At 34.2% G+C, this 12,219-nt stretch carries 7 protein-coding genes and 5 pseudogenes; 7 read left to right on the top strand and 5 right to left on the bottom strand.

Annotated elements, in window-relative coordinates:
* The first annotated feature begins 469 nt into the window (after window positions 1–469).
* Window positions 470–1,642, top strand: coding sequence for a replication initiation protein (locus FTU98_RS11565; RefSeq protein WP_094069347.1), 1,173 nt, complete (start codon window positions 470–472; stop codon window positions 1,640–1,642).
* 484 nt (window positions 1,643–2,126) lie between these two features.
* Here the strand turns inward: FTU98_RS11565 and FTU98_RS14035 are convergent, their stop codons facing one another.
* From FTU98_RS14035 to FTU98_RS11555, 5 genes and pseudogenes are all read right to left on the bottom strand, one after another.
* A complete protein-coding gene (locus FTU98_RS14035; RefSeq protein ID WP_257220049.1) occupies window positions 2,127–2,240 on the bottom strand; it encodes a transposase domain-containing protein in 114 nt (37 codons plus the stop codon).
* Window positions 2,229–2,921, bottom strand: a pseudogene (locus FTU98_RS14030) (IS66 family transposase); the annotation flags it as partial. The gene FTU98_RS14035 and the pseudogene FTU98_RS14030, both read right to left, overlap by 12 nt.
* A gap of 28 nt (window positions 2,922–2,949) precedes the next feature.
* Window positions 2,950–3,222, bottom strand: coding sequence for a transposase (locus tag FTU98_RS14025; RefSeq protein ID WP_257220048.1), 273 nt, complete (start codon window positions 3,220–3,222; stop codon window positions 2,950–2,952).
* Between the two features lie 135 nt (window positions 3,223–3,357).
* A pseudogene (locus tag FTU98_RS14020) lies at window positions 3,358–3,456 on the bottom strand (hypothetical protein); the annotation flags it as partial.
* A gap of 308 nt (window positions 3,457–3,764) precedes the next feature.
* Window positions 3,765–4,136, bottom strand: a pseudogene (locus tag FTU98_RS11555) (IS3 family transposase); the annotation flags it as partial.
* A 3-nt stretch (window positions 4,137–4,139) separates the two neighbouring features.
* Between FTU98_RS11555 and istA the strand changes: the two are divergent.
* The 6 genes and pseudogenes from istA to FTU98_RS11530 all read left to right on the top strand — a co-directional run.
* Window positions 4,140–4,679 (top strand): annotated as a pseudogene (gene istA, locus FTU98_RS11550) (IS21 family transposase); the annotation flags it as partial.
* Between the two features lie 171 nt (window positions 4,680–4,850).
* A complete protein-coding gene (locus FTU98_RS11545; protein ID WP_180051439.1) occupies window positions 4,851–5,315 on the top strand; it encodes a hypothetical protein in 465 nt (154 codons plus the stop codon).
* Window positions 5,316–5,327: 12 nt separating this feature from the next.
* Complete coding sequence (locus FTU98_RS11540) at window positions 5,328–7,718, top strand: hypothetical protein (RefSeq protein WP_180051438.1); 2,391 nt, start codon at window positions 5,328–5,330, stop codon at window positions 7,716–7,718.
* 4 nt (window positions 7,719–7,722) lie between these two features.
* Window positions 7,723–10,920, top strand: coding sequence for a site-specific integrase (locus FTU98_RS11535; RefSeq protein WP_180051437.1), 3,198 nt, complete (start codon window positions 7,723–7,725; stop codon window positions 10,918–10,920).
* Window positions 10,921–10,982: 62 nt separating this feature from the next.
* Window positions 10,983–11,552 (top strand): annotated as a pseudogene (locus tag FTU98_RS14015) (DDE-type integrase/transposase/recombinase); the annotation flags it as partial.
* 396 nt (window positions 11,553–11,948) lie between these two features.
* Window positions 11,949–12,134, top strand: a complete 186-nt coding sequence (locus FTU98_RS11530) for a hypothetical protein (RefSeq protein WP_180051436.1) — start codon at window positions 11,949–11,951, stop codon at window positions 12,132–12,134.
* Window positions 12,135–12,219: the final 85 nt, after the last annotated feature.

Below are 12,219 nucleotides of genomic sequence, written 5' to 3'. Positions count from 1 at the left end.
AAGGTTATATTTTTAAAAAAACTCTTGCAAAAATAAATACTTGATTTGTTGATAAAGTTGGCTAAACAATCTTTAAGGGTGGAAGGTTTGTCACTATGTGTTAGCACCCTGTGGATAATTTTTTTTTATTGGATATTTCCTGATGATTATCTATTCATTTATACCTTTCAAATCTAATGAAAGGTGGAAGCCTTGTCACATCTAGGTTTCTATCTGACATAGCATACCTAAATTTGGAAGAAATAAGTGAAAATAGGTATTTTGAACTGGTAGTTTAGAGCTAAAGGTGGAAGGTCTGTCACTATCTGGTGGAAATAATATATTTTATTCCACTTTAAGGACAATAAATCGTCAAAAATGCATATTTCTGATGACAAGCCTTCCACTCTTAGATTCTTGTGGTGAAAGTCTTGAAAGTTTTTCCACTTTTGTATATAAAAATAGAATTAAATATATAAATATCACGGTTATGACAGAATCAGAATCATTGCAAGAAGAATTGAATCATATTCCTTACTGTATAGGCAATATTCGTCATAATGGCGTTGTTAGCACTAGTAACCGCTTAATTCGCCCAATTGAGTTATCAGCCAATGAATATAAGGCGCTCCTATATGCAATGGCTGTTGCAAATTATAGTGAGAAAAATAGGGTAAATGGTGAAATCACAGAACAAACCTATATTTATCTGTATAAGGATGATTTGGCAGATTTACTAGGATTGAATAAACGCAATTCGATTAATGTTGCAATAGACCGGATTTATAAAGAACTTTCATCTAGGGTGGCTCATTTTATTATTGAGGAACCTACTGATGATGGTAAGAGAAAGACTAAAAAAGTACATTCTGTCGTTCCTATTATCCGTGAGTTAAGATGGGAAGATGATTCTAAAAATGCCATTCAGATTCGTTTTACCAGTGAGGTGTTACCGTATTTCACGCAGTTGGCTGGGGGGAATTTCACCACCTATCAATTGAAACATCTGTTTGCCTTGGATTCTGTTGCTAGTATGAGTCTTTATACGTATTTCATTAAAAATGAATTCAAGTACGCAAGCCAAAAGAGTTATGAAGTCCCAATGCTTTTAGAAAACTTGAAAGCTCTGATTGATATTAATGAAACTAAATATGATCGCTGGGTAGATTTTAGACGCTATGTATTAGATAAAATAGTTGCAGAAATTAACGAAAATACAGATCTACAACTAGAGTATGAAACCATAAAAAAAGGGCGCCCAATTGTGGGTGTGAATTTTAAACTGCATCAGCGTATTACTGATAAAACACTAAATGAAACTGCTGTAATTGAAAAAATTTATCTTGATGTTCCATTTGAAGAGAATGCATTAGTAAAAGAATTGGGGGCAAAATTCGATACGAATGTACGTTCCTGGTACATTTTTAATAATGATGAAAAGTATTCGCAGTTCAAGAAGTGGTTTAAAAAAATTGGTTGTCTCACTGACTCTCAAGCAAATATTGTTATTAATGACACTTTATTCCAAATGGATTTTGCTGAAGTTGGTATGAGCTTGAATGACTTTAAACGTAATATGAAGCATAAACTAAAAAATAATCCGGAATTTGTACAAAGTATTCGTGATAGGCTGAATGATATTTTTGGTAAAGAGCTTGTCTAAGGAAAAGTGTAGCAACTTGCTACACATTTTTTAATGTATCACTGAAGAATTCAAGTACTAAGAAAATAGGATACAAAATATCTGTGGTGTATAGCTGAATGAAAAATAGTTAAACGAATAGATTATTTTTTAGATTTTACATTTTGGTTGTTCCTCATATATTTTAGGAGAAAAAAGTTTTTCAGTGCTCAAAAAATGGTGTGGTTAAGGAGTAAAGATCAACCAAGTTTTAAGTATTTAGGTGAATTTAAATAAAAATTACTAAATACTTTTATAGCCTTTATATAAAGCGGCAGATCATGAATAATATTAAAATAGCCTAAGCTTATTAGCTTTGTTGTAAAAATTTACTCTGAGATGCTTCTTAAGCTAGATATTTGATGCTGTTGCGTATAGCCACAAATGATAAGCTAAAGACCGTTTTAGCTAAAGATGATGACGATCAACTTGGCGATACCATTGATTTGTAAGTGTCCTCTAAACTCTATGCCAATCTTTTAATTTGGATCACTTTGTATGTCGGCAGCTTTTGCAGTACACCATTTAAATAGGCATACAGATCTAGACCATTCAACTTTGCTGACTGGATCAATGTCATGATGTTCGCAGCTCGCTGAGAACTGCGCATTGATCCAGCAAACAACCAGTTCTTACGACTCAAAGCCCAAGGGTGCATTTGGTTCTGCACCAGATTATTGTAAATAGATAGATTACTATCATCTGAATAGCGGCTTAAGGCTTGCCAGCGCTTTAGAGTGTAATTGATTCCCTTGGCGGTGGTAGAACTTGATGGCACCGTCAGATGATGTTGGTTGAGCCATTCATATAGTTGTTGCATCAATGGTTGACTATGCCGTTGCCGGTATTCGCAGCGTTGTTGCGCTGTACCGTCGGTCTTGTGCCTTAACTCTGCTTCTATCGCATACAATTTCTGAATCAGCACCAGTGCCTGTTCAGCAATCTGACTTTTCCCAGTGATATGCAGTTCATGGAATTTACGACATGCATGTGCCATGCAACCTACTTCAATGATCTGACCTGATTTGAAACGTGCTTTATAACCACTGTAATCATCACAGACCAGATGTCCCTGCCAGCCATTCAGGAATTCTTTTTCATGCAGACCTGAACGGTTTCTTGAAAGTCATAGATCACCGCCTGAACTGGATTGTACTGTGTGGTGGCATAGGCCCAGACATAACCTTTCTTCGGTTTTTCCCCCAATCTGCATCACCGTGACTGGCGTTTCATCTGCATGGATCCCCCCTTGCTGCAGCACCACCTGTTTTAAAGCATTGACCAGAGGTTCAAGTGTCTACACCACAGCGACCAATCCAATCTGACAGGGTGGATCTAGATATATCTACACCTGCGCGTAGAAAGATCTGGCGCTTACGATACAGCGGTAAGTGATCAGCATATTTGGATACCAGCACATGGCTAAGTAACTCAGGTGTCGCAATACCTTTATCGATAACATAGGCAGGCATCGTTTGCTGAGTCAGTGTGTCACATTGATCAAAAACCCATTTACCACGCACATGCCGTTCTTTATAGAACTGCGTTGGTCTGAAATTCAATTTTTCACTGATATCTTCGCCGATACGACGCAGTGTGCAGCCACAGCTGCATTGCGTTGATGCAAATTCATGCTCAATACGTACGGTTGCTAAATGATCTGGGATTAGTCGACGTTTAGGTTTATTTATTGTGGCTTTCTGTGCAGCTGCATCTGTTTTATCTGCATTTAGCCGTTCTAGCTCTAGATCAACTGCTGCGATATCTTCTTCGACCGCCTCATCCCATAGATGGATTTGTTTGGCAGTTAAGTGTTCATTTTTCTGGGCGAATTTATTCCGTTTAAACTACGCAAGTTCGTGCTCATGTTTTTGATTGAGGATAGAAAGATGTTGAGTTGTGACTTCAAGTTGCTGAACTTTGGCATCTAATAACATAAAACCAAAAAAAAATGGAAGAATTTATAAAATTTAGATTATTATTATTCAATAAACTATTTGTGTTTATTAGTAATTTTGATTTTTATGAATATTTCTTGATAAGTTAAATGAATTTTTATATATAAAGATATAATTATTTTTTATATCGATAAAAATGTTGAAAATAGCTGGAAAAAACTTTCTACAACAGCATTGTCATGGCAATTGCTTCTACAACTCATACTACTTTCAAGATTATGATGCTTCAAAAATGTCTGCCATTCATGACTGGTGTATTGGTTACCTTGGTCAAAATGAAAAAGGACTTTATTCTTTGGGATTCTTCGCCACAAAGTCATTAATAATGCATCTAAAAACAGATCAGTCGCGATTCTGGATTTCATAGACCAGTCAACCACAAGACGTGAAAACAGGTCAATCACAACTGCAAGATACAACCATCCTTCATGAGTACGGATATAGGTAATATCTGTCACCCACAGTTGATTGGGATAAGTTGGATTAAATTGGTGGTCTAAAGTGTTTGCGGGAACAACTCCATTAAAGCCATTAGTCGTGAACTTGGGGTATCCAGGAATACCGTACGTAAATATTTACGGCAAAACACCACACCTCAGTATCGGCGTACACAACCTAGAATAAGTATTCTTGATCCATATAAACCCTATTTGCTTGAACGTGTAAATGCAACTCATCCTGAATGGATTCCTGCCGTTGTGCTCTATAAGGAGATTTTAGGGTTTGGATATCCAGGAAAGATCAGGATATTGAGGGAATATATTGCAACATTAAAACCCGTTGCCAAATCAGAACCCGTCATTCGTTTTGAAACCTAACCTGGTCAACAAATGCAGGTTGATTTCACCACGATTCGACGTCACCACACGACTTTGAAAGCCTTTGTGGCCACATTAGTTTATTCCAGAGCAACCTTCGTGAAATTTTATGATCATGAACGGACGGATGCATGGATCTATGGTCTGGAAAATGCATTTCGGTTCTTTGGGGGCGTACCTCAGGAAATCCTGTTTGATAACGCTAAAACGATCATGATTGAATGGGATGCCTATCAGGAGGGGTAGTACAAATAACGAAAAATCAAAAAAAAGTGGAAGAATTTATAAAATTTAGATTGGTAATATTCAATAAACTTTATGTATTTGTTGATAATTGTAACTTTTATAAAATTTTATTGATAAGTTAAATGAATTTTCATATATAAAGATATACCTATTTTTATATCGATAAAAATGTTGAAATTTGATTTTTTAGTAAAAAATATAGAGATCTTTATGGGGCAATTTATTGTGCCATTTTGCTATGATCGATCCCATATTCAACTTGAGATAGCAAAAATAAACTCAGAATTACTGAAAATCAAAAAGATTAAACAGAGTCAGAAAGTGGCCGTACAAGCAAAGTTCAAAATAACTTATGTGAGTATTTGGCAGAAAATCTTGTTATTGATGCAAATCGAGTCAAGTTTACGTGTGCATTCTAATTATATTGCAATCTTACAGTTGATACAAAATCTTGATTATTTTATAGAAAAATCGCAGCAACATTTATGCTTTGAGAGAAAAGCTCAGAAAGAGTTGGACACTAAATTTTTTGCTCGATATTTCAAGCTGACAAAGAACTCAATAAAAGATCAACTCATACCAAATTGTACCAACTCAAATGAATTTTACACATACAACATGATAAAAATCTAATTGTGAATGAATATGCAAATGATTGAACAAGAGAAGCAATTTTTAGAATTAGCAGAAAAATTTCAACAAGAATATTGTCTGCTACGTGATGAAGTTGTAAATACACAATTTGCTGATATACAAAGTGATTTACATAAAAAGGTTCATGCGCTATATGAGATAGCTCAACAGATATACGGCTATATCTCTGGTACCAGGCAAATTGGTAATTACTATTTGCTAGCTTGTTTAAGTTATTTTGCATCTCCTGATACTAGTAATACGCAAAATTTAACATTTCAACGTTATCTGATTCTGCAAGCAAGTTTTTTAACTTATCGACATTATCAAGAATTTTCAAAAATTCCTAAGGCTGAGAATAAGAAAAAACATGTCTGTGATCTCTTGCGCTATGTATCACGATATGTGCTGCATTCTAATAATGATGAATTATTTAAAGAATCTAATAATGATGAATTATTTAAAGAATCTAATAATGATGAATTATTTAAAGAATGTAGTCGGTTATTAAATAGTTATGCTTTGTACGAATGTAGCTTGAAAAAGGAGGATCGTAAACAACTTTTTAATATAAAAGATTTTCGAGAAACAAAAGTAATAGAATATATATCGGAACTATTGATCATATTTAAACGATTAGATGACGGTAGTGTTGTTCTTCGTCAACGTAAGTCAAAAAAACGAAATACTTTAGTATGGCCGACTCAAAACGAAGTCAGAAATTTTCGTGAAATAAAATCACGTAAGCAAGAAGATATTGGATATAACGCAAAAATCAGTTTTTATGACGCATCTTTGCTTAAAGATGAGGATGGTGAAATTGAGCTTGCAGACGCTGAAGTGGAGTTATATTCAGAAGATGAAAAGACTAGTAAATTTAATCACATAATAAGTGATTATGTTGCGCATTACACGCGTCATCGTCAACGCCGGCATGCTCCATTTATTATAAATCCACATTATTTAGCGCCTGATGTACTTAAGCAAATTGTATATGTATTAAGAGCGGAACTATCTGGAAATCTGAACGATGCTGCAATAGCTGCTGCATGTTTATTGTCTCTGTTGACGGGACTATCACCAGTAGCTTTGATGGATTTTGAAAAACTTATTCAAGATGGAATACTAATTCAAAGGGGTTCAAGAAAGCGTCGAGAATATTTACTGAATTTGAGTCTTAATATTTCAGAGCAGAAAATTCAGAGTTTAAAATATGCACGATGGAATGAAGAGATGTCGCATCAACTACATCTACCTGCAGCGTGGTTTGACTACATCGAGCAAGGATATAATCCATCTATATCTTCAGCTTCTATTAATACAAAACTTAAGAAATGGCTTGATAATCAGTTTGTCGGCTCGATCACCGTTGAAAAGATTCAAGCACAATTATATTTTCATATATGTTACGAAACATTTAATGAATATCTAGCACATGTGATCGCGGGCCGGGATAGTCAACATCATATGCCTGGTATCTTTTATGGTGGGCTTCCTAAAGCTCAACTCGATACTACATATCTATGCTATTTAGAAACAGCTCTTACACCACATTCTACTCAATTTGTAGAAGACACAGCAGAACTTAATATATTGCAACAACAATTCAAAACTAGATCTACTTTATCTATGGGACGGATCGGGAGCCAACTGGCACTTGCACCAAATTTCGTACAAGAACAATTTAATTACTTACATAAGCACTGCGAAGAAAATATTCAAAAAAATAAACATATCATTAATCAACTGAATGCATATGCCTGCTGGATGTGGCATGTTAGTTTGTTGAGTTTGGCAAATAGACCTAGAGAAAGTTTGTTGGGCCAATTGGAGGATTACTGTTTTGAGTTAAAGCTTTTATATGTGAATGATAAGAAGAATAGCAAGGCAAGAAAGGATGGTCGCTTTATCCCTTTATCTGATTTTTTCATTAAAGCATTACAAAATTACACTGCATTTTTAAAACAAATAACCTCTGCCTACGGTTCATTTTTAAAACATGTATTTGCTAAGAAAAAAATTACTATCAATGATTTATTTGGAAAGGTTATTGATAGTAAAGATATCTTGCCGATGTCTGCTAGACAGTGGCAGAGCAGGAAAATTAAATTGCTCCCTTTATCTAGAAACTGGGTGAATGCCTATATGCAAGGGATCTTGCCAAAAAATATGTATTCGAACTGGCTACGTCATTTTGATATGAACTTATTGATGCACGAACAAGAAGGAAAAACAGCTTTAGCCTTTCATCTAATTCAGGCCCTCTACGGTCATGATCAACGTGACCGTGAGGCCTTTCATCCTCATTCATCACTTATTCCAAATATGTATGTAAAGCAAGCCCGTCAGCACCTGCAAGATAATGTCAAATCTTTATCGGTTCAACATTTAGAGCGAAAATAGTTGTATGCAACAAATCGAAGAATTAACTCAGAAACAACTAGATATCTTATTTATTGAGATTCAGAAACTCATTAAGCAAGCTATTGATAAACAGCTTTCCTCGCCTGAAGTCCTACCACAAGTTGTACAAAAAGAACTTGATCAACAGATTAAAGAAAAATGGCACGACTTTAAAGATGGGGTTGACTATTTGAGTCAATCTTTGAGTCGAGCTGAACAATTTAAATTGATGCAATTTGCAGAAACTGAATTTAAGAAAAGAAGGACGGAATATAACCAGAATATAAATGCAAAATTATACAAAATAAAGCTAATTCCAAATACAAAGCGTATTGTGCTTCCACGGAAAATTGAAAGTACGGAGTCACGGTTAAAACAGGGGCAGTTGCATGCTCAGGTTCTCAGTGAGCTGAAACGATATTGGAAAGATTCACTTGAATATTGGGATGATTCTAAAAGTTTATGGGGAAATTTATGCTTAAGTTTGATCTATATTTCTGGCTGTTCGGACGAACAGCATCTGATTGCTATACAGATGCAATTGCAGGAAGCTATTGAACTTGAAACAGATTTGAATTGTTCACGATTATATCATTCTCGCTACAAAAAGATCACGAATCCATTGTTACTGCATTATCGTGTTGAAAACTCTCAATACGGTAATGATGTAGAACAGCGAAAGTTATACCAGTGGAGGCATGTCTTTTTAAATCCATATGCTCAGTTAATCTTGCAATATTTGAAAAGATTGAAAGAGACTGATAAAGAATATCGTCTGCAAATATCTATACAAGCCTGTATTTTGGAAAGTCTAAGCAAAATTGGTTCGAAAAAAAGTTTGAGCGATCTAAAATATCAAATTAAACGCCGTGGATTTCGTGCATTTAATGATGTGCAGATGGTACTCGAATTTAATCCAAAACTTAGTTTGGATGTTTTTTTGAGTAATGTTCTACAACAAGAGATTAATACTGTTTCTTTAAGACCATCTGAATCAAGATTGCTGTGGAGTTACAAGCGTGATCAAGTCGTTGAACCAGTCAATCAAACTATTCAATTTGAGCAAGAGCAGTTACATAGTGAAGTTCCTACAGTTCATAATAAATTACAAACGATTCCGTACGAGTTGATGTTGTTTGATCAAAAAAAGAGTAGAGCTAAAAAAATTGAACGTTTAGATAAAAAGAAGAACAGAGAAGAGCGTACGATTCGTCATTGGAAAGAAACCCAAAGCGCTCTAGAGCAGCATAAGCATGATGCTAATACTGAGGAAAGACTTTTAATCGAGGCGCAACTACGTTTAATTCAATGGTTATTACATTTGAAAAATAAAGGACTTCAATTATCAACGATTGAAAGCTATTTAGGATCTTTTGGTAAAGAATTTATATTTGAAATTTGGCTCAATAAATTGGATTTAAACCAACAATCTACGGATGATTATGAAGATTTATATAGACAGTTGTTGATCTATAGTAGTGAGCGTGATGAAAAAGCAACTCAACGTGAATTAGTCAAAGGAAAAATCTCTCAGAAGATGCATCAAACCGCACAATACCGTTTTGGACGTCTGAAAGATTTTCATAAATTTTGCCAAGAGCACTATGATGCGCCAGAGGTATTGGTGTTACAGAATTCAAATTTTAAACATTTACAAATTTGTAATGCACGCTTAGTGAGTCCTTCGTTATTTGGCAAGCTGTTGGAACAATTGGAAAGATTAAGCCAGGAACCAACGGCATCAGAATGGGGTGATCATCTAAATTGTTTAAAGTTAATGTATTTATTGAGCTATAGAACTGGACTTCGATTAAATGAAGTCCGTTGTCTTAAAATACAAGATGTTATCTGTCCAGAATTACTCTTTAAAGATGGTAAGAGTTCAATTTTTAATAATATCACGCTCCATATCCGAGACAATTCATATCGCCGCTTGAAGTCGAAAAGTGCAAATCGTCAAATACCATTGAAAATTGCGTTGTCAGATCATGAATTTTTAGTGGTACAACATTACATCCAGCATCGATATAAGCAATATATGACTGATCATCAAGATGACCTACTTTTTAGTGTGAATCATCGTGTATTGACTGATCATTGTATTAGTAAAATTACAGTGGATTTATTTAATCGAATTTTGGGTACACAACATGGATTTAGTTTTCACACACTGCGTCATAGTGCAGCAAACTATCTAGCAATAACGCTGCTCGGGTCAAAAGAAATGGTACATACGTATACTGATTGCAGTTGGGGAAAAGCAAAAAAGATGCGGGATTTATTGTTCGGTGTAAAAGCAAGAGCTAATGAAGAAATCATTCAACATAAATGGCAGGTGCTTGCTGCATGGATCGGGCATAGTAGTATTGAACAGACGGCTTCAAATTACCTTCATGTTTTGGATTTATTAGCAGTCGATCGAATTTATAATTCGCCGTGTAATATTTCAAAAAATGTTCTAGAGCGGTGTTTCGCTCAAGTGAATTTAAAAACAGAGGATATTGACTTAAGTCGTTATATCCAACAGCAAAAATGGTTTGATTTTTATCATCAGCAAACACAACCAGCCATGATAGCAGGCCTACAAGAAAAGAAGTTTAGTATCGAGAATAGTACTCTGACACCTTATCAACGTTTGATAAGTTTTAGAGATGGCCGTTTAAGCAAAGATCCCCAAGCTCACGTATGGATGCAGCGATGTCAATTGATGTGCACTAAATGGATGAACCCCAAAAAATATAATTTAAAAGTTGAAAATATTGAGAGAGAGGCTGAATGTGAAGTTTGCTTTGAGGATCTTCACCGGAGAGCAATGAAATTGGCTCATTCAGAAGAACAGAATATCTTCCTTGATTTGTACGATCAAGAAGAGAAGGGGGCTAAAATATATCAAAAAAACAACATGGTTAATCCTCTAAAAATATTATTAGACTTTGGTAAGTTACGTAAGAATTTTTTGCATTTTGTATGTCGGGATAAAGATGATAAACAACGAATTAGAAATTTTATTGCTGGAATAGACCCAATATTAGGAGAAGAGCTAAATTTAGGTAAAAAAAACTACCCAGTTAATATGAATGCACCTGAGCGAACTGTTCAACTCAGTTTTCAAAGAAAAGGTTCTAATAAAAATGTGACTGTTCTGATTTTATTTAATCTAATGTTAAAAATTATGCAGGAAGATGAACTCTGGATTAAATAATCTAAGTTTTGAATATTAAAATTGTGTGAAAGGGCTTTGTTGCACAAATCTACCCATAATGGTATCAGGCTAAATTTAGTGATGATAATACTTCCATTATAGAACAGTTGATTGAACTGACCGAAGAGAATACTGATTGGGGCTTTGGTCTATGTTTTTATTAGCTACTTCATTTTGAAAGCCTTCATTGGAACCATATGCGTGTTTACCGTATTGACTTTGAATTGGCACTAAATTTGGGTATTAAGCCGAGAAGACGACTAAAACAGCATGCACTAGCCCCAGGAAGAGTCAATCCGTACAAATCAGGTCTGGTAACTAGATTTTATGCAAAATCAACTTTCTGATAGTTAAAAGTTCATATTATTAAACTTAATTGATGATTACCGCCGAAAAGGTTTAGCGATAGAAGCGAGTTTTTCATTATCTGAAATCCTGGTGATTAGTGCATTCGATTAGTTATTTTAATATCGAGAAAAGCTTTTAGAGAATCAATGTGACAATGGTCTAGAGTTCGTTAGTCATGAATTTGTACGTTGGGCAACTGAACACGATATTTGCGTTGAATATATTCAACTAGGCAAACAACAACAGAATGCATGCATTCAACGCTAAATAGAACTATCCATTATATTTAGCTGTGACATTACAATCATGAAAGACCTCAATAAGAAAATAAAAGGAAATCCTCCCCTTATAGCAGCTTAACCACTATTTTAAATTTTAGTTTTTTATTGGAATTTCTTAGGAATAAGTAATAAACTGAATATTCTATAAAAATTGTAATAATATTTATATGGATTTTACCAAATATTATTAAAATTTTTTTATTTAAATAATTGGTAAATATTGAATAAATATAAAACATTAACTTAAGCACTAATTAAATATTATAAATTAATTTTTTAAAATATTTATTATTATATTTACAAGTTTGGTGTAAAATATTTAATAAAATCAATGATATGAGTTGTTGACATGGATTTTTGTTTTCTGCTAACATTTATTTTTTTTAAATTGAGAAAAGTATGAATAAAGATGGATTTTTAAGTCACGAATTCAATTTGTCAGCTGAAAAATTACGTGAAATTTCGAAAGCAATTCAAAAAAATGGAGATTATATCGATCTAGCAATAGCAGCATATTGTAAAGACATAGCTGCACACTCATATAATTATGATTTTAAATTGAAGATTTCATATAAAGTGTCTTGATCTGAAATAGATTGCCAGAGCGAGTAATTTTTTCATAAATTAAAGGTGATTGCTTAGGCGGTCACCGAATTCAATAATAATAAAG

The organism is Acinetobacter sp. YH12211 (assembly GCF_013418015.1).
In the GTDB taxonomy this organism is placed as follows: Bacteria; Pseudomonadota; Gammaproteobacteria; order Pseudomonadales; family Moraxellaceae; genus Acinetobacter; species Acinetobacter towneri.
This window is presented reverse-complemented; position numbering and strand designations above follow the sequence as displayed.

Bases quoted from the DNA above. Each gene is read 5' to 3' on its own strand.
- FTU98_RS14035 (WP_257220049.1), bottom strand. From the start codon at position 2,240: ATGACATTGATCCAGTCAGCAAAGTTGAATGGTCTAGATCTGTATGCC.
- FTU98_RS11565 (WP_094069347.1), top strand. From the start codon at position 470: ATGACAGAATCAGAATCATTGCAAGAAGAATTGAATCATATTCCTTAC.
- FTU98_RS11540 (WP_180051438.1), top strand. From the start codon at position 5,328: ATGCAAATGATTGAACAAGAGAAGCAATTTTTAGAATTAGCAGAAAAA.
- FTU98_RS11530 (WP_180051436.1), top strand. From the start codon at position 11,949: ATGAATAAAGATGGATTTTTAAGTCACGAATTCAATTTGTCAGCTGAA.
- FTU98_RS11545 (WP_180051439.1), top strand. From the start codon at position 4,851: ATGTTGAAATTTGATTTTTTAGTAAAAAATATAGAGATCTTTATGGGG.
- FTU98_RS11535 (WP_180051437.1), top strand. From the start codon at position 7,723: ATGCAACAAATCGAAGAATTAACTCAGAAACAACTAGATATCTTATTT.